The sequence below is a fragment of the Microbacterium sp. GCM10027623 genome (genome assembly GCF_042666935.1).
Taxonomy (GTDB): Bacteria; Actinomycetota; Actinomycetes; order Actinomycetales; family Microbacteriaceae; genus Microbacterium.
Genome location: NZ_JBHTHE010000002.1, coordinates 285,721 through 303,472, shown reverse-complemented (window position 1 = coordinate 303,472; position 17,752 = coordinate 285,721). Strand labels below are relative to the sequence as shown.

Annotated in this window: 17 protein-coding genes; 6 read left to right on the top strand and 11 right to left on the bottom strand. The window is 69.2% G+C overall.

The genetic code is table 11. The features are described 5' to 3' along the window. Nucleotides 1-38: 38 nt before the first annotated feature. From ACFQY2_RS08780 to ACFQY2_RS08760, 5 genes are all read right to left on the bottom strand, one after another. On the bottom strand, nt 39-1,676 hold the full coding sequence (locus tag ACFQY2_RS08780; RefSeq protein ID WP_378745377.1) for an FAD-dependent monooxygenase: 1,638 nt from the start codon (nt 1,674-1,676) through the stop codon (nt 39-41). A gap of 272 nt (nt 1,677-1,948) precedes the next feature. Beyond that, nucleotides 1,949-2,974 carry a 23S rRNA (guanosine(2251)-2'-O)-methyltransferase RlmB gene (rlmB, locus tag ACFQY2_RS08775; protein ID WP_378745376.1) on the bottom strand — a complete coding sequence of 342 codons (1,026 nt, stop codon included), beginning with the start codon at nt 2,972-2,974 and terminating at the stop codon, nt 1,949-1,951. Beyond that, a complete protein-coding gene (gene cysS / locus ACFQY2_RS08770) occupies nt 2,967-4,406 on the bottom strand; it encodes a cysteine--tRNA ligase (RefSeq protein ID WP_378745375.1) in 1,440 nt (479 codons plus the stop codon). The genes rlmB and cysS overlap by 8 nt, the downstream gene beginning before the upstream one ends. 130 nt (nt 4,407-4,536) lie before the next feature. Then, nucleotides 4,537-5,721: a 2-C-methyl-D-erythritol 4-phosphate cytidylyltransferase gene (gene ispD / locus ACFQY2_RS08765; RefSeq protein ID WP_378745374.1), complete on the bottom strand. Its 1,185-nt coding sequence runs from the start codon at nt 5,719-5,721 to the stop codon at nt 4,537-4,539. A gap of 92 nt (nt 5,722-5,813) precedes the next feature. Further along, nucleotides 5,814-6,296, bottom strand: coding sequence for a CarD family transcriptional regulator (locus tag ACFQY2_RS08760; RefSeq protein WP_307372058.1), 483 nt, complete (start codon nt 6,294-6,296; stop codon nt 5,814-5,816). Nucleotides 6,297-6,450: 154 nt separating this feature from the next. Between ACFQY2_RS08760 and ACFQY2_RS08755 the strand changes: the two genes are divergently transcribed. After that, complete coding sequence (locus tag ACFQY2_RS08755; protein ID WP_378745373.1) at nt 6,451-6,945, top strand: DNA modification methylase; 495 nt, start codon at nt 6,451-6,453, stop codon at nt 6,943-6,945. Nucleotides 6,946-7,023: 78 nt separating this feature from the next. On the opposite strand, the gene ACFQY2_RS08750 is transcribed toward ACFQY2_RS08755, so the two are convergent. Both ACFQY2_RS08750 and ACFQY2_RS08745 read right to left on the bottom strand, forming a co-directional pair. Continuing rightward, the gene (locus ACFQY2_RS08750) at nt 7,024-7,707 is read right to left on the bottom strand and encodes a winged helix-turn-helix domain-containing protein (protein WP_378745372.1); all 684 of its coding nucleotides are present in this window, start codon (nt 7,705-7,707) and stop codon (nt 7,024-7,026) included. Next, nucleotides 7,679-8,914 carry a sensor histidine kinase gene (locus ACFQY2_RS08745; protein ID WP_378745370.1) on the bottom strand — a complete coding sequence of 412 codons (1,236 nt, stop codon included), beginning with the start codon at nt 8,912-8,914 and terminating at the stop codon, nt 7,679-7,681. The genes ACFQY2_RS08750 and ACFQY2_RS08745 overlap by 29 nt, the downstream gene beginning before the upstream one ends. A gap of 185 nt (nt 8,915-9,099) precedes the next feature. Here ACFQY2_RS08745 and phoU point away from each other — a divergent pair, with 185 nt between their 5' ends. Continuing rightward, nucleotides 9,100-9,804 carry a phosphate signaling complex protein PhoU gene (gene phoU, locus ACFQY2_RS08740; protein WP_378745369.1) on the top strand — a complete coding sequence of 235 codons (705 nt, stop codon included), beginning with the start codon at nt 9,100-9,102 and terminating at the stop codon, nt 9,802-9,804. Between the two features lie 69 nt (nt 9,805-9,873). Here phoU and ACFQY2_RS08735 read toward each other — a convergent pair whose 3' ends face one another. Continuing rightward, nucleotides 9,874-10,617 (bottom strand): phosphoglyceromutase, encoded by a 744-nt coding sequence (locus ACFQY2_RS08735; protein WP_378745368.1) that lies wholly within the window; start codon nt 10,615-10,617, stop codon nt 9,874-9,876. Between the two features lie 106 nt (nt 10,618-10,723). Here ACFQY2_RS08735 and ACFQY2_RS08730 point away from each other — a divergent pair, with 106 nt between their 5' ends. Beyond that, on the top strand, nt 10,724-11,551 hold the full coding sequence (locus ACFQY2_RS08730; protein WP_378745367.1) for a class I SAM-dependent methyltransferase: 828 nt from the start codon (nt 10,724-10,726) through the stop codon (nt 11,549-11,551). Between the two features lie 91 nt (nt 11,552-11,642). On the opposite strand, the gene ACFQY2_RS08725 is transcribed toward ACFQY2_RS08730, so the two are convergent. The 3 genes from ACFQY2_RS08725 to ACFQY2_RS08715 all read right to left on the bottom strand — a co-directional run bounded on the left by ACFQY2_RS08725 (nt 11,643) and on the right by ACFQY2_RS08715 (nt 13,799). After that, a complete protein-coding gene (locus tag ACFQY2_RS08725) occupies nt 11,643-12,737 on the bottom strand; it encodes a YgfZ/GcvT domain-containing protein (protein WP_378745366.1) in 1,095 nt (364 codons plus the stop codon). Between the two features lies 1 nt (nt 12,738). Beyond that, on the bottom strand, nt 12,739-13,341 hold the full coding sequence (locus ACFQY2_RS08720; RefSeq protein ID WP_378745365.1) for an FABP family protein: 603 nt from the start codon (nt 13,339-13,341) through the stop codon (nt 12,739-12,741). Nucleotides 13,342-13,505: 164 nt separating this feature from the next. Continuing rightward, nucleotides 13,506-13,799: a hypothetical protein gene (locus tag ACFQY2_RS08715; RefSeq protein WP_378745364.1), complete on the bottom strand. Its 294-nt coding sequence runs from the start codon at nt 13,797-13,799 to the stop codon at nt 13,506-13,508. A gap of 71 nt (nt 13,800-13,870) precedes the next feature. Between ACFQY2_RS08715 and ACFQY2_RS08710 the strand changes: the two genes are divergently transcribed. The 3 genes from ACFQY2_RS08710 to ACFQY2_RS08700 are packed head-to-tail and all read left to right on the top strand — an operon-like array spanning nt 13,871 to nt 17,686. Further along, nucleotides 13,871-14,548, top strand: coding sequence for a winged-helix domain-containing protein (locus ACFQY2_RS08710; protein ID WP_378745362.1), 678 nt, complete (start codon nt 13,871-13,873; stop codon nt 14,546-14,548). 40 nt (nt 14,549-14,588) lie between these two features. Then, complete coding sequence (locus ACFQY2_RS08705; RefSeq protein WP_378745361.1) at nt 14,589-16,751, top strand: RNA degradosome polyphosphate kinase; 2,163 nt, start codon at nt 14,589-14,591, stop codon at nt 16,749-16,751. Beyond that, entirely contained in the window at nt 16,748-17,686 is a 939-nt protein-coding gene (locus ACFQY2_RS08700) for an NUDIX domain-containing protein (protein WP_378745360.1), read from the top strand. Before ACFQY2_RS08705 ends, ACFQY2_RS08700 begins: the two co-directional genes overlap by 4 nt. Nucleotides 17,687-17,752: the final 66 nt, after the last annotated feature.

The following is a 17,752-nucleotide window of genomic DNA, read 5'->3' as shown; positions in this document are numbered from 1 at the left end:
GAGACCCGGGGTCGTCGCGTGCTCCCCTGTCCGGGGGATCAGGCGCCGGCGGACACCGGGACGGCCGGTCGCGTCAGTGCACCGTCCAGCGCCGCACGCAGCGCGGCAGCCGTCGCCGAGTCGGCGCTGTCGGCCAGCCAGGCGACGGTTCCGTCGGGCCGCACCAACAGGGCACCGTCCTCCGGCAGTCCGAAGGCGGCCTCGAACGCACCCGCCTCGGCCCGCAACCCGCCGTCCGGGCCCACGGTGAATCCGTCCACTTCGCCGTCCAGGTCCTCGACCGCACGCAGCCAGGCCCCGCCGCCCTGTCCGGTGAGCAGTGCCATCCCTGACCCGATGAGGTCGAGCGTGGAGATCCGCTCCCCGGCGCGGTCGACCCACAGGTGCGGCAGCCGTGCCCCGAGACGGGCGCGTTCCTCCCGAGGGTTCTGCCAGGCCGGCTCGTCGGTCGGCGTCGACCCCACGATCGAACCGGAGGCGTACACCGGCCCCAGTTCGATGGCCACGTCGTCCAGTTCCGGCTGGATATCCTCGGCCCCGAGCGCGGGGTCCACCCGCAGCACGTAGCGGGAGTACGCCTGCTCGCTCGTGAGCTCGCCGACGGGCCGGCGCTCGGCGTCGTAGGTCGCCAGCAGCGAGGCCGGAGCGCGGCCCTGCAGCGCATAGGCGATCTTCCAGGCGAGGTTGTGCGCATCGACGATTCCGGTGTTCCCGCCGAAGCCGCCTGTGGGCGGCATGACATGGGCGGAATCGCCGACCAGGAAGACCCTGTCCGTGCCGTAGTCGGCCGCCCAGCCTGCGGAGGCGGCCCAGCGCTGGACGTTCTCGATGGTGATGTCCAGCTCGTCACCGACCCCGAGAGCCGTGCGCACGTAGCGGATGCACTGCGGGATGTCGTTCTCATGCACGGACACGTCCGGGATGACGTCGCCGTTCTCGTCGACGGCCGAGAAGACCACGAGGAACCCGCCGTCGCGATCGATCGAGTACCGGAAGAAGCCCAGCAGGCCGGGCTGCTTGACGTAGACGACGCTGAGGTTGCGATCACCGACGAGCGCGTCGATGTCGGCGCTGAAGTAGATCGTGATGCAGTGCGCGAAATCGCCGCGCCCGAGCATGCTGACGCCCAATTGCTCGCGCACGGTACTGTGCGCACCATCGGCCCCGATCAGGTACTTCGACCGAACCCGGGTCTCCTCGCCGGTCTCCCGGTCGCGGATCACGGAGCGGACCTCGTCGTCGTCCTGCTCGAAGCTCACCAGCTCCGTGGAGAAGCGCACATCCGCGCCACCGTCGCGCGCCCGATCCCGCAGAATCGGCTCGAGTCCGATCTGGGTGATGAACGCCCGGGACGACGGGCTGAGATGCTCCACCCCTTCATTGACGTTCTTCTGGAAGTAGACGAGCTCCTTGCCGCCCAGTGCCTCGCAGGCCATGATTGCGCCGTTCTGCACGAACTCCTTCCTCGCCGCCTCGCCGACGACCTCCTCCAGGCCCGCGGAGCGGAAGATCTCCGTCGTGCGCTGGTGGAGCATCGCCGCCCGCGGGTGTATCGCCGTTCCGCGATGTCGCTCCACGACGAGGCTCTTCACCCCGTGCGTCGCCAACAGCACCGATGCGGTCAGCCCGACAAGACTTCCCCCGGCTATCAGGACCGGGACCTCGACTTCGTTCACTGTGCCTCCTTGGACAGATGTCGATCAGCGACAGCGGTCCGCAGGCGTCATCTCATGGCGCGCCGATGCACAATCATCCTTGAATGTGTAGTATCACTGAACTGCCGTCACGGTAATAGTGATCTTTCTGCGGCGGACTGTCAAGTGTCAGCAAACAATCGTCGCTCAACGCTGCACAGTGCTCGGCTGCGGAGACCGTTCCCGACGACCGGGTCGGGTCGCCGAGAACAGTCTGCCCGCCCGGCAGAAACGGGAGCCTGCTCAGTGGGAGGTCAGGCCCCGGCGGCTCGAACGGTCGCCACCTGGTACAGCGCGACGGATGCCGCGATTCCGGCGTTCAGCGACTCGGTGGCTGCCGAGATCGGGATGGAGACGATCTGGTCGCACGTCTCGGTGACCAGCCGGGAGAGTCCCTTGCCCTCCGAGCCGATCACGATCACGACCGGACGGTCGGCGAGCTCGAGCGCCGGCAGCGACACATCTCCCCCTCCGTCCAGGCCGAGGACGAAGACGCCCTGCTTCTTGAAGTCCTTGAGCATGGCGGTGAGGTTCGACGCGATCGCGACTGGAACACGCGCGGCCGCCCCGGCGCTGGTCTTCCAGGCGGCGGAGTTGACGCTGGCCGACCGGCGCTGCGGCAGGAGGACGCCATGGCCGCCGAATGCGGCGGTCGAGCGGATGATCGCACCGAGGTTGCGCGGGTCCGTGATGCCGTCGAGGGCGACGAACAGCGGCTTCTCCCCGCGGTCGATGACCTGTTCGAGGAGGTCCTGCGGGTGGGCGTACTCGTAGGGCGGCACCTTCAGCGCCACCCCCTGGTGCACACCGTCGAACCCGGCCATCCGGTCGAGCTCCTGGCGCGTGACCTCCATGACCGGGATCTCGCGGTGCCGGGTGATCGCCAGCATCTCCTTCACCCGATCGTCCATCTCCACACGCTGGGCGATGTAGAACGCGGTGGCGGGGATCTTCGTGCGCAGCGCCTCGAGAACCGAATTGCGGCCGGTGACCGTCTCGGTGTCGTCCGACTGCTTCGCGCCGCGCGATCCGCGGTTCGGGTTCGACCCCGACTGACCGCCGCGGCCGGCTCCTGAGCCTGCCGAAGGGCGACCCTTGCCGCCCGCGGCGGCGAAGCGCTCCTGCGCCGCCTTGCGCTTGCCCGCGACGTGCCAGCTGCGGTCTTCGGCCTTCGGCGTCGGCCCCCTGCCCTCGAGGGCCTTGCGGCCGAGACCGCCGGTGCCCTTGACGGCACCCTTCTTCTTGCTGTTGCCCGCTCCAGGGCGGCCAGGCTTAACCATCAGTGCTCCAATGCGTTCCGTCCGGAGAATCCTCCAGAGCGATCCCTGCCGCCGCGATCGCATCCCGGATGCGATCGGCCGCGGCCCAGTCCTTGTCGGCGCGCGCCTGTGCGCGCTGGTCGATCATCGTGCGCACCAGCGCGTCGAGAGCGGATGCCGTGGCATCCGCACCGCTCGTGGCGCCGGGCGCGTCGTCCAGGCCTAGCACCTCGACCATCGCGCACACTTCCAGCAGTGCGCGCTGGGCAGCCGCGTCGTCGCCCTCGTCGAGCGCCTGGTTGCCGTGCCGCACCCGCTCGTGCAGCACGGCGAGCGCCTGCGGCACGCCGAGGTCGTCGTCCATGGCGGCGGCGAACTCGGCGGGGATCAGCGGGATGTACTCGATGTCCTGCGCGGACGGGTCCTGCGACCGTCGCCGCTGCTCACTCCGCACCAGTGCGCGCTCGGCGCGTTCGCGGAACGAGCGGATCCGGCCCAGGGCCGCCTCCGCCTCCGGCAGGGTGGTCGCGCCCAGATCCAGGCTCGAGCGGTAGTGCGCAGCGAGGAGCGCGTAGCGCGCCACCAGCGGGTCGACGCCGTCGAGGAAGTCCAGCGCGAGGGTGAAGTTGTCCAGGGACTTGGACATCTTCTGCCCACCGACGGTCACGAGCCCGTTGTGCACCCAGTAGCGAGCGAACCCGTCTCCGGCCGCCGTCGACTGCGCCAGTTCGTTCTCGTGGTGAGGGAAGCGCAGGTCGAGCCCGCCGCCGTGGATGTCGAACTCCGGCCCCAGGAAGCGCTTGGACATGGCAGAGCACTCGATGTGCCAGCCGGGACGCCCCGGGCCCCACGGCGAGCTCCAGACGGCGTCCGCCGGCTCGCCCTCCTTCGTGCCCTTCCAGAGGGCGAAGTCCTGCGGGTTGCGCTTGCCGCGCGGGTCGGCATCGGCGGCCGCCTCCATGGCATCCACAGACTGGTGCGTGAGCGAGCCGTAGTCCGGCCACGAGCGCACATCGAAGTACACGTCACCGGATCCGTCCGGTGCGGCGTACGCGTTCCCGGACTCGATGAGCGCGGCGATCAGCTCCTGCATCTGCGGGATGAACGCGGTGGCGCGCGGCTCGTAGGTGGGCGGGAGGATGCCGACGGCCGTGTACGCCTGGGTGAACTCCCGCTCGATGCGGTAGGCGAGCGCCCACCACGGCTCGTCCTTGGTCGCGTTGGCGAGGGTCTTGTCGTCGATGTCCGTGACGTTGCGCACGAAGGTCACCCGACCGAACCGGCGCTCCAACCACCGACGCAGGACGTCGAAGTTCAGCGCGGCGCGGACGTGCCCGATGTGCGGTCCGGACTGCACGGTCGGTCCGCACACGTACATCGTCACGTTCGAGGAGTCGAGCGGAACGAAGTCGCGCAGCTCGCGCGCGCGGGTGTCATACAGGCGGATCGTCACTGCACAAGACTACCGGGCCGCTCCTCGGCATACCCCTCAGCCTCCGTAACCTCGCAGATCAGCAGCTCTTTCGGAGCATTCCGCCGAATCCCTGCGGAGATGTGCAGATCTGCGGAGAACCGCCGCGAGCTCATCCTCGCGGCAGCACCAGTGCGATCGCGGTCACGGCGATGCCCTCGCCGCGGCCGGTGAAGCCCAGTCCGTCGGTCGTCGTCGCCGACACCGACACCGGGGGGCCGCCCAGGGCTCGCGAGAGCACCGCCTCCGCCTCCGCCCGTCGGGCGCTGAACCGCGGCCGGTTGCCCTGGAACTGCACAGAGACGCTGCCGATCGTGAAGCCCGCGTCCGCGAGCATGCGCGCGGTGCGCTCCAGGAACACGTCGGCGTGCGCGCCGGCGTACTCCGGATGCGCGGTGCCGAAGTGCTCGCCGATGTCGCCGAGTCCCGCCGCGCCCAGCAGGGCGTCCACGATGGCGTGCGCGACGGCGTCACCGTCGGAGTGCCCGGACAGCGGCTGCTCCCCCGGCCAGTGCAGCCCTGCCAGCCAGAGATCGCCTTCGCCGCCGAACGCGTGCACGTCCGTGCCGACGCCGATGCGCGGCACCGCGGGAACGGATGCCGGATGCAGCAGCGTCCGCGCCCGCTCCAGATCCACCGGGGTCGTGATCTTGAACGCCCGCTCCGAGCCCGGGATCCGACGCACCGCCCCTCCGGCCGCGGCGAACAGTGCGGCATCGTCGGTGTACTCCTCCCCCGCTTCAAGGGCGCGCGCATAGGCGGCGTCCAGCGCGACGCGAGGAAAACCCTGCGGCGTCTGCGCTGCGGCGAGCACGGAGCGGTCGACGGCCTCGACCACGACGTCGCCGTCGACGCGTTTGAGGGTGTCGATCACGTCGAGGGCGGGGATGACACCGGCGTCCGCCGTCACCGACGCGGCGACGGCGTCGATCTGCGCGGACGGGGTGAGAGCGCGCGCGGCGTCGTGCACGAGAACCGTGTCGACTTCGCGACCGAGCGCGGCCAGTCCGGCGGCGACCGACTGCTGCCGGGTCTCACCGCCGCCGACGACGGCCGCAGGCCACTGCCGCTCCCGGTTCGCGTCCGCCAGTTCCTCCGCTACGGACTGCTCATGACCGGGCGGTGCGACCACGACCACCTGCATCGGCTGTGCGGCGAAGACGCCGTCGAGCGCGTGCCGCAGCATCGAGCATCCGTCGAGGTCGACCAGCGCCTTGGGCGTCCCTGCTCCGAGCCGCGTGCCGGAGCCGGCGGCGACGACGACGATCGCGGTGGTCGGGGCGCGGTGTTCGGTCACGCTGACACGCTACCGCGCGCCGGGGGACGGTCAGAATGCGGAGAGGGCGGATGCCGAAGCATCCGCCCTCTCCAGAAGACTCCCGATCGCGCTCAGGACGCGAGGACCTCGTCGAGCAGTGCGCCCGCCTTGTCCTCGTCGACCTTCTCGGCCAAGGCCAGCTCGGAGACGAGGATCTGCCTGGCCTTGGCCAGCATCCGCTTCTCCCCGGCCGACAGGCCGCGATCCTGATCACGACGCCACAGGTCGCGCACGACCTCACTCACCTTGATGACGTCACCCGACGCCAGCTTCTCGAGGTTCGCCTTGTAGCGACGCGACCAGTTGGTCGGCTCCTCGGTGAAGGGCGCGCGCAGCACCTCGAAGACGTGATCCAGGCCCTCCTGGCCGATGACGTCGCGGACGCCGACCAGGTCGACATTCTCTGCGGGCACCTCGATGATCAGGTCGCCCTGGGTGACATTAAGCTTGAGATACTTCTTCGTCTCACCCTTGATCACCCGGTCCTTGACCTCGATGATCGTCGCAGCCCCATGGTGCGGATAGACGACGGTTTCGCCAACCTCAAAAAGCATAAAAACGTGTCCTTTCGGCAATCTCCAGGATACCACAGCGGATATGCACTAAGGTTCGCGCCGACACCCCTGGCGGGCCGCCCGGCGCGTCTCTGACCGGGCGGGCCGACCCACTACACTGAACGAGGACACCCGTCGCACCTCAGGAGGATCCGTGAACCCGCGCTCTGCTGCGTCCATCGCTCCGCGTCTCATCGCAGCCATCGCCCTCGGCGCCACCGTCGCCCTCGGCGCCACCGGCTGCACGTTCATCACACACCAGGCGACGACCAATGTCTATCCCGCCTCGGACGGCGTGAACGTCGAGTCCACCGGCGGGCCGATCGTCGTGCGCAACGCCCTCATCATCGCCACCGACGACGGTTCCGCAGGCAACCTCGTGGCCGCGCTGGTCAACGAGAGCGACCAGGGCGCGACGCTGACGATCGACATCGCCGGCAAGCAGTTCGACGTGCGCGTGCCCGCGAACGAGGGAATCAGCCTCGGCGGCGACGAGGAGCCCCTGCTCATCGAGGACCTCGATGTGAAACCGGGCGCCACCGTCGAGATGCTGTTCCGCTCCGGCGACGACGACGCGGAACCACTGCAGGTTCCGGTTCTCGACGGCACCCTGCCGATGTACGAGGATCTCGTACCCAGCGACAGCTGATCGAACGTTCCGCGGCGCGAGCCGTATGAGAAGAGGCCGGCTCCGAGGAGCCGGCCTCTTCCGCATCCGCTCCCGAGCTCATCCCTCGAATCGGTAGCCGAGCCCGCGGACCGTGACGAGCATGACGGGGTCGCCGGGGTTCTTCTCGATGCGCGAGCGGATGCGCTTGATGTGCACGTCCAGTGTCTTGGTGTCGCCGAAGTAGTCGCTTCCCCACACCCGATCGATCAGCTGTCCGCGCGTCAGCACGCGGCCCGCATTGCGCATGAGCACCTCGAGCAGCTCGAACTCCTTCAGCGGCATGTTGATCTCGGCGCCGTCGACCGAGACGGTGTGACGGTCGATGTCCAGTGCGACCCTGCCGCCCTCCAGCACCCGCTCATCGATATCGGTCTCGGCCTGCGACGCGCGCCGGAGCACGGCCCTCATGCGCGCGAGGAGCTCCCGCGACGAGTAGGGCTTCGTGACGTAGTCGTCGGCGCCGAGCTCGAGCCCCACCACGATGTCGACCTCGGAGTCCTTCGCCGTCAGCATGATGATCGGCACGGCCGAGGACTGCCGCACCTGTCGGCACACCTCGGTGCCCGGCATGCCGGGCAGCATCAGATCGAGCAGGATGATGTCGGCACCGCGCTCGCGAAAGGCCGTCAGTGCGCCGGGGCCGTCTTCACTGATCTCCACCTCGAACCCCTCGCGCCTCAGCAGGTAGGCCAGCGGGTCAGCGAGATCGGGCTCATCCTCTACGAGCAGGATCCTGGTCATTCGGTGTCTCCATCCGGGCGGTGACTCGCGGCGGGGACTGCCCGTTCGCGTGCTTCTTGGACTTCTTCGCGGCGGAACCGGTCGCCGGCGCGTCGATGCGCGGCAATCGCATGGTGAAGGTGGACCCCCGACCGGGACGCGACCACACCCGCACCTCACCGCCATGCCGCTGCGTGGCGTGCTTGACGATGGACAGGCCGAGCCCTGTTCCGCCCGTGCGGCGGGAGCGCGCCTCATCGGCGCGGTAGAAGCGCTCGAAGACGCGCTCGCGGTCGGCGTCGGAGATGCCGATTCCCTGATCCGTGACGGCGATCTCCACGACGTCCCCCGCCGCTTTCACCCCGATGCCCACGCGTGAGCCCTTCGGCGAGTACTGGATGGCGTTGGCCAGCAGATTCCCCACGGCCTCCACGAGCACCTGCGCATCGCCGCGCACCCACGTCCCGCGGTCCCCGCCGCGATGCAGCTCCACCCCGGCGGAGTCCGCCTGCACGGCGTGCGCCTCCATCGAGGCGAGCACGACCTCGTCGATCGAGACGGGTTCCACCTGCGAGAGTGTCTCGGCGGACTGCAGGCGGGAGAGGCTCATGATGCGCCCGGTGAGCCGACTGAGCCGGCCCGCCTCCGCGGTGATCCGGGCGGCGAAGACGCGCACCTGATCGGGATCATCGGCTGCGGACTCGATCGCCTCGGCCAGCAGGCTCACCGAGGCCACCGGCGTCTTCAGCTCATGACTGGTGTTGGCCACGAAGTCGGTGCGCATCTGATCGAGCCGCTCGCGCTCGGTGACATCCCGGATGATCAGGAGGATCAGCCGGGCCCCCACGGCGCTCGCGCGCGCCGACACCAGGCGCGGCTCCAGTGAGGTTCCTGTGGCGATGCGCAGCGTCTGCGTCGCGCTGACGCCGCTCGCGCGGACGGCGCGGACGAGATCACGCAGCTCGGCGTTCTCGAGCACGGCTCCGGGGCGGATGCCGAAGCTCGCCGCCGCAGCCGTCGTCGCCACCACCAGACCCGACGCGTCGAGCACGCAGGCGGCGTCGTCCATCCCGGCGAGCATCTCGGGGATCCCGGCGGGGACCGCCGTCGTCGTCTCCTGGATGGCCTGCTGGCGCATGCGGTACGCCCAGATGACCAGCAGCACGACCCCCGCGCCCATGATCACACCGATGGCGAGCGCGAACAGCGCGAGCTGGGGCGATGACATGGCTCCAGCGTAGGGCCGGACCGCGCGCTCGTCCGCCGTTCAGCGCCCGGTCATGCCGCGGACGGGTCAGTGTTCATGTTCTCGGCACCATTCGTTAACCTTCGATGGGGACAATCGACGCTGGCCGCGCGAGCGCGTGCCCGTTCGGCATCCGCGCCGACCCCACGACGAAAGGTTGCGCCGACATGCGTCAAGTCTTCCACCAGTCCCTCGAGGAGCTCCAGTCGCGCGTCGTCGAGATCGCCGACCTGGTCAGCGTCGCCATCGAGAAGGCGACCACTGCCTTCGCGGAGAGCGATGTCGCCCTCGCCGAGGAGGTCATCGCCGACGACGCGCAGATCGACGAGCTCGCCGTCCTGCTCGACGAGCAGGCCATCGAGATCCTGGCCCGTCAGCAGCCGGTCGCACGCGACCTGCGCATCGTCATCACCGCGCTGCGGGTGAGCGCCTCGCTGGAGCGCATGGGCGACATGGCGGAGCACATCGCGCAGCTCGCGCGGCTGCGCTTCCCCGAACGCGCGGTTCCGAAGGGCCTCAAGGGCACGTTCCGCCGCATGGGCGAACTGGATGTCGAGATCTCCCGCACGCTCGCCGAACTGCTGCGCACCGAGGACCTGCGCTTCGCCGACACCATCCGCAACGCCGACGACGACGTCGACGAGCTGCACGCCCGCGTCTTCGAGAAGGTGCTCAGCGACAATTGGAAGGGCGAGGCCACAGCGACCGTGGACGCCACGCTCGCCAGCCGCTACCACGAGCGCTTCGCCGATCACGCCGTCGCCGTCGCGAAGAAGGTCGTCTACCTCGCCACCGGCGACTGGGCCGTCGAAGAGGCGGACATCGCCCTGGCCGCCGAAGCGCAGGAGGAGAGCGGTCCCGGTCACGCCTGACCCGATGCGAAAGGACCCCCTCGGAATCGTGTGATTCGGAGGGGGTCCTTCGCGTTCAGGAGGCTGGGCTCACTTCTTGCCCTGTGCGGCCACGGCGGCAGCGCCCGCAGCCGCGGCCTCCGGGTCGAGGTAGCGGCCGGGAGCCGTGGGACGGTTGTTCTCGTCGAGCTCGTAGACCAGCGGGATGCCCGTGGGGATGTTCAGCGCGGCGATATCGTCGTCGCTGATGTCCTCGAGATGCTTCACCAGACCGCGCAGCGAGTTGCCGTGCGCGGTCACCAGCACGGTCTTGCCTGCCACCAGGTCGGGAACGATCGCGCTCTCCCAGTAGGGCAGCAGGCGGTCGATGACGAGCTTGAGCGACTCGGTGCGCGGCACCTCACCGTCGATACCCACGTATCGGGGGTCGTTCACCTGGCTGAACTCACTGGCGTCGTCGAGCAGCGGCGGGGGCACATCGAAGGAGCGGCGCCACAGCTGGAACTGCTCGGGACCGAACTCCTCCAGCGTCTGCGCCTTGTCTTTGCCCTGCAGAGCGCCGTAGTGGCGCTCGTTGAGGCGCCAGGAGCGGGTCACGGGGATCCACAGCCGGTCGGCGGCATCCAGCGCGATGTCGGCGGTCTGGATCGCGCGACTCAGCAGCGAGGTGTGCAGCACGTCGGGAAGGATGCCGGCCTCGGCGAGCAGCTCGCCGCCGCGGCGCGCCTCGCCCTTGCCCTGGTCGGTCAGCCGGACGTCGACCCAGCCCGTGAAGAGGTTGAGCTGGTTCCATTCGCTCTGGCCGTGACGCAGAAGAATCAGTGTGCGGGTCATGGAGCCAGCCTATCTTTTCCCCGTTCGGTGTCTGGGTTCGGTGACGTCGAGTGCCGGGCGCAGCGATGTTCAAGTGGAGGAGAGCGGGAGAGGGAAGAATGAACGTATGAGAGTCGGAGGACCAGTCGGGCAGCCCACCCGGGGGACGACGGGAACGAACCGGCTGCGGCGGAACGATCGGTGGATCGCCGCCTCCGACGCCTTCCGCAGGGCCGATGACCCTCTCGTCATCGACCTCGGCTACGGTGCCAGCGGCGTCACGGCGTTCGAGCTGGCGCAGCGACTGCGGCGCGCGCGAGCGGATGCCGAAGTCATCGGTCTCGAGCTCGACCCGGCCCGCGTGGTCAAGGCCCGGGAACAGCTCGACGAGGTGCGCGCGGGAAGCACGACGTTCGCATCCGACCTGCCGGTCTCATTCGCCCGCGGCGGCTTCGAAGTGCCGCTGCCCGAGAACCGCCGCCCGGCGGTGATCCGCGCGATGAACGTGCTGCGGCAGTACGACGAGGCGGACGTCGCGGACACCTGGAAGCGCGTCGCCTCACGTCTGGCACCCGGCGGGATGCTGGTGGAGGGCACCTGCAACGAGATCGGCCGCGTCGCGAGCTGGGTGGATGTCGCCCCCGGCGGGCTGCCCGTGCGCTTCACGATCTCGCTGCGCGTCGCAGAGCTGGAGCATCCCGGTATCGTCGCCGAGCGCCTGCCCAAGGCGCTCATCCACCGCAACGTCCCCGGCGAGCGCATCCACGACCTGCTGCAGGCTCTGGACCGTGAGTGGGAGCGCGCGACTCCGCTGTCCACGTTCGGCGCCGTGCAGCGCTGGCTGGCGTCCGTCTCGGCACTCAAGTCGCGGGGAGTCCCCGTTCTCGGCGACCGCCGGCGCTGGCGCCTCGGCGAGCTCACCGTCCCCTGGGAGACCGTCGCCCCTCTGCGCTAGCTCCCGCTCTCTCCCCCCTGTCTCCTTCGCTCCCGCCATCTCGACGAAAGAACGAAGCGAGAGGACGGAACGAGAGAGCGGAGAGCGAGTCTCAGCGGGCGGCGCGCGGGTCCTCTGCGGTGGGGCGGCGCGACAGACGTGTCAGGCGGGGGACGCCGGCGGTGGCCCCGGCATCGGCCGGCACGATGACCTGCTGAGCAGCGGCGATGTCCACGCCCTCCGAGCGCACGGTCAGCTCCCCGGTCGACGCGCGCCGCGACAGGATGGCCAGCGCGATCGGACCCTCCTCGTAGTGCAGCACGGCCGACGTGATCGACCCGACCTCGGTCTCGCCGTCGAACACGGGATCCCCCGGGGACGGCAGGATGACGTCGCTGCCGTCCAGGTGCAGGGCGGCGAGGCGACGAGGCGGATGCCCCAGGTTGTGCACCTTGGCGACCGTCTCCTGCCCGCGGTAGCACCCCTTGCTCAGGTGCACGGCACTGCGGATCCAGTCGGATTCGTGCGGGATGGCGCGCTCGTCGACCTCGTGCGACCAGCGGGGACGCCAGGCGGCGACGCGCAGCGCTTCCGCGGCCAGCGCACCCGCGAACGGGCCGCGCAGAGCGGCCGCATCGTCCACCAGCGCGACGCTCCACGCGTATTCGGCGGCCGGATGCTGATCGACCGATGCGTACTGATGCCCACCGGGCTGGACCTGACGCCAGGGATCCCGCCACACGATCGGGACCCCGTTCGGCGCGGACGGGGTGACGCGGGCCTCTGCCTCTCCGCCGGCCAGGAAACCGACGAGTGCAGCGTCCTCTCGCACCGTGACGGTCACCCGCGCGCGGAACACCATGCGCTGCAGCCACGCCGCCAGCTTCTGCGCATCGCCGCCGTCCGCGATCAGCCATACGCTCGCGCCGTCCTCGAAGACGCCGGCGGTGTGCTCGATGCGGCCCTGTGGGTCCAGGACCAGCAGTTCCGTGCTGTCACCGGGCCGGAGCGTGCCCACCGACTGCGAGGTGATCGAGTCCAGCCAGGTCAGCCGGTCCTCTCCCGCCACCTCGATGAGGGCACGGTCGGGAAGCGGCGAGATCGACCTTCCCGCGGCGAGTTCGCGCTGCTCGATCAGCGGGTTGCCGAAGTGGGTGATCAGATCCCCGTCGCGGATCGCGCCGGGGAGAGAGTCGAAGGCAGCCATGTCAGATCCTCGCGAGACGTGCGGAGGCATGCGACTTCAGCGGCTCCCCCAGGGCGGTGATGTCCCAGGCCCACAGCAGGTGCGCGTCGACGAGCCCGTACATCCGGGTGGCGGCCGTGTACTGCTTCGCTCCGGCGGAACGCACGATCGCATCGGTGGCGATGTCGACGCGCGGACCGGAGATACGGCCGAGATACAGCTCCAGAGTGCCGTCGGAATGCGTCACCGACACCTCGAGGGGGAATCCGTCACCGGTGCGGAGGCGCTCGACGTCGTCCACCGTCCGCTGCGGCGCCTGCTCGGCGGGCGGCAACAGGGCAGGGCCGGGGTCGGCATCCGTGCGCGGGCGGGACAGGCGCCAGAAGCCGGTCTCCGCGAGCAGCTGCACCGGCGCATCCGTGCCCTCGAGCCCGAGGAACGACGCCGTGGCCGCGTAGTTCAGGAACGGCCCGCCGTCGTGGCTGAAGCTCACGCGATGTCTGAACTCGCCTTGGAAACGCCGGTCGCCCGCGGAGTACTCGATGACTCCGCTGCCCTCCCAGACACCCAGCAACCAGGAGAGCGGCGCGAGGTCAGCGGGCAGATCCGTGGGCAGCTCGATCACGACGGAAGTCGGATCAGCGCTGGCCGCGGAACAGGTTCACGAGCACGACTCCGGAGACGAAGACGATCGCAAGGCTCGCGAGCCCCAGCAGGCCGAGGAAGAAGATTTCGAGCGCAACGGGATCCATGCACATCAGTGTAGCCGCTGGTCGCGGGACCGGCTCGTCAGAGCGCGGCCGCCAGCGCCGAGAGCCCGAACGCCGCCGAGACCAGGCCCATCACGACCAGGGCTCCCACGCAGCTGGCCGCCACGCGGACGATGAACCCCTGCGCCCGACCGTAGGCGAGTTGCACGGCGAACGACAGCAGGATCACGCCGCCGAAGGCGATCGCCAGCCAGCTGACGCGATCCTGTTCCGGCAGCACGATCCCGAGCGTGATCGAGACGACCAGGGAGACCGCCCAGACGGCGATCACGCCGTGGAAGGCGTTGCGCGGCGCGAGGGCGGCTTCTGACATGTGGCCATCGTACTTGTCATCGCCGGCGACGTGTCGACGGCGAGCGGTCCTGCGTTGACTAACATTGTCGCGTGGCCCTGCTGCTCGCGCTCAGCCCTGCTCCCGATGCGGAGCCGGTGCTTCCCGCGCTCGAGCTGCTCCCGCACAGCATCCGCCGCCATCCCATGGATCCGAGCCGTCTGCTCTCCCTCCCCGAGTCGGATGCCGTGCTGCTGGACGCGCGCGCGGACCTCGTCGCCGCGCGGGCGGCCTGCCGACTGCTGCGCACAGCGGGTGCGGGCGTCCCGGTGCTGCTCATCGTCACCGAGGGCGGCCTCAGCGCCGTCTCGGTGGACTGGGGGTTCACCGACCTCATCCTCGCCGGTGCGGGGCCCGCCGAGATCGACGCCCGCATCCGCCTGGCGATCGCCCAGGCCCAGGACGAGGAGCCCGTGCGCGTCCAGGCGTCCGGGATCACCATCGACGAGCAGTCGTACGCCGCGAAGCTGCACGGTCGGCCGCTGGATCTGACGTACAAGGAGTTCCAGCTCCTGCACTTCCTCGCCACGCATCCGTCCCGGGTCTTCACCCGCGAGCAGCTGCTCAGCGACGTGTGGGGATACGACTACTTCGGCGGCACCCGCACCGTCGACGTGCACGTGCGACGCCTACGGGCCAAACTCGGCGACGCCGAGCAGATCATCGGCACGGTGCGCAACGTGGGATACCGTTTCAACCTGCAGGACGAAGATCATCGCGTGGACGACTGAGTTCACGCATCCGTCCGCGACGGGTGCAAGGATGTACCCCATGATCGAACCCGCACTTGTCGATGCCGGACTCGGGGATGCCGAGGACGATGACTTCGATGCGCACGAGGCGCCGGATGCGGTGCTCCCGGACCACCGCTACCACGACCGGGAGCTGAGCTGGCTGGCGTTCAACCAGCGGGTGCTGGAGCTGGCGGAGGACCCGACGCTGCCGGAGCTGGAGCGGGCGAATTTCCTGGCCATCTTCGCCAGCAATCTTGACGAGTTCTTCATGGTGCGCGTCGCAGGACTCAAACGCCGCATCCTGACCGGACTGGCCGTGCCCACCAATGTCGGCCGCCCCGCATCCGACGCCCTCTCCGACATCTCGACCGAGGCTCACACCCTGCAGCTGCGCCACGCGGACGTGTGGACCAACCAGGTGCGCCCCGCGCTGGCCGACGCCGGTATCGAGATCATCGAATGGTCCGACCTGACCGATGCCGAGCGCCGCTCGCTCGGCGAGTACTTCCAGGCCCAGGTGTTCCCGGTTCTCATGCCCCTGGCCGTCGACCCCGCGCACCCGTTCCCCTACATCTCGGGCCTGTCGCTGAACCTGGCCATCCGGATCCGCAACGCGCGCACGGGCCGTCAGGATTTCGCGCGCCTGAAGGTGCCGCCGATGCTGCCCCGCTTCGTGGAGGTGCGCAGGGTCGGCGAGATCATGCGCTTCATCCGTCTCGAGGAGCTCATCGCCAACCACCTCGGCGACCTCTTTCCCGGGATGGAGGTGCTGGACCACCACGCGTTCCGCCTCACCCGCAACGAGGACTTCGACATCGAGGAGGACGAGAGCGAGAACCTCATCCAGGCGCTCGAGGCCGAGCTGCTGCGCCGCCGGTTCGGTCCGCCGATCCGGCTGGAGATCACGGACGACATGGACGACGTGACACTCGAGCTGCTCATCAAAGAGCTCGACATCACCGACCAGGAGGTCTACCGCCTTCCCGGCCCGCTGGACCTGCGCGGCCTGTTCGACCTCGCCCGCATCGACCGTCCCGACCTGCGCTACCCGCCGCACCTGCCCACCACCGCCGTGGCCTTCCAGCCCGGCGACAGCAACGAGCGGCCCGACGTCTTCAAGGCCATCGGCCGTGCCGACGTGCTGGTGCACCACCCCTACGAGTCGTTCGCGACCAGCGTGCAGGCGTTCCTGGACCAGGCGGCGCGCGACCCGCACGTGCTCGCCATCAAGCAGACGCTGTACCGCACCTCCGGCGACAGTCCGATCGTGCAGTCGCTGATCGACGCGGCCGAGGCGGGCAAGCAGGTGCTGGCTCTCGTGGAGGTGAAGGCCCGCTTCGACGAGGCGAACAACATCGTCTGGGCGCGCAAGCTGGAGAAGGCCGGCGTGCACGTCGTCTACGGCCTGGTGGGCCTGAAGACGCACTGCAAGCTGGCCCTGGTCATCCGCGAGGAGGAGGGCGTGCTGCGCCACTACTCCCACATCGGTACGGGGAACTACAACCCGAAGACCAGCCGCATGTACGAGGACTTCGGTCTGTTCACCGCCGACCCGCAGATCGGCAAGGATCTCACGCGTCTCTTCAACGAGCTCAGCGGATACGCGATCGAGAAGAAGTTCAAGCGTCTGCTCGTCGCCCCGCTGCACCTGCGCAAGGGCCTGCTGCGCCACATCGACAACGAGATCAAGAACGCCGAGGCCGGAAAGCGCGCGCGTGTGCGCATCAAGGTCAACTCGATGGTCGACGAGCAGATCATCGACGCGCTGTACCGAGCCAGCATGGCCGGGGTGCAGGTGGAGGTATGGGTGCGCGGCATCTGCAGTCTGCGGGTGGACCTGCCCGGCGTGAGCGACAACATCACCGTGCGCAGCATCCTGGGCCGCTACCTGGAGCACTCGCGCATCTTCTCCTTCGAGAACGACGGCAACCCGATCGTCTACATCGGCAGCGCCGACATGATGCACCGCAACCTCGACCGCCGCATCGAAGCGCTGGTGCGGCTGTCGACGCCTGCGCACATCCAGGAGCTGCACGACCTGTTCGATCTGGCGATGGACCCGGGGACCAACTCCTGGCATCTGGCGGCCGGCGGCGTCTGGCTGCGCGCGTCGGGCACCGAGGACGCACCGCTCGTGGACCTGCAGGACAAGACGATGTCCATGGTGCAGAACCGCCGTCGCAAGCGATCGGTCCGGTGACCGACACCGCGGTGTTCGCGGCCGGCGCCGTGGTGTGGCGTCTGGTCGAGGGCAAGCTCCGCATCCTGCTCATCCACCGCACCAAGTATCGCGACGTGACGCTGCCCAAGGGCAAGGTCGATCCGGGCGAGATGCTCGCGCAGACGGCCGTGCGGGAGGTGCGCGAGGAGACGGGGATCAAGGTGGCTCTGGGCGTTCCGGTGGGCGTGAGCAAGTACTGGATGCGCCCCAAGCGGCAGAAGGTGGTCCACTACTGGGCGGCCGAGGCCACGGATGACGCCATCCGCGCGTCGACGTTCGTCCCGAACGGCGAGATCGCCGCGATCGAGTGGGTGAGCCTGAAGAAGGCGCGAGCGCGCCTGAGCTACCCGGTCGACGTGGAGATCCTCGACGGCTTCGCCAGCCTCGTCGACGACGGCGTGCTGCACACCTTCCCGCTCATCCTGCTGCGCCACGCGAAAGCGGTCTCGCGCGCGGACTGGGACGGCGCGGATGCCACGCGCCCCCTCACCGAGAGGGGACTGCGCCAGGCCAAGGCGGTCGCCGCGCCGTTGAAGGCGTTCGGGGTGCGTCGCATCGTCTCCAGCGACGCCGAACGCTGCCTGCAGACGATCGCACCGCTGCAGAAGAAGGTCTCCCACGCAGCCCGCATCACCAGCAGGATCAGCCAGGACGCCTGGGATGCCGGCACGTCCGACATCCGCTCGGTGGTCGGGCACCGCATCCGCTCTCGCAAAGCCGCGGTCCTCTGCAGCCACCGGCCCGTGCTCCCCGCGATCCTCTCCGAGATGGTGCTGGCCACGGGCACGGTGCACGGATCGTACGTGGGCAGCGCGACCGCACTCGAGACCGCGGGGTTCTCCGTCGTTCACTTCTCGGCCACCAACCCCGGTTCGGGAATCATCTCGATCGAGACCCACGCACCCAAGGTCTGACTTCGTACGGAATCCGCGTCTGCGCGGACATCGGCCCCGATCCGTTCACCTCCCGTTCACCCGCGG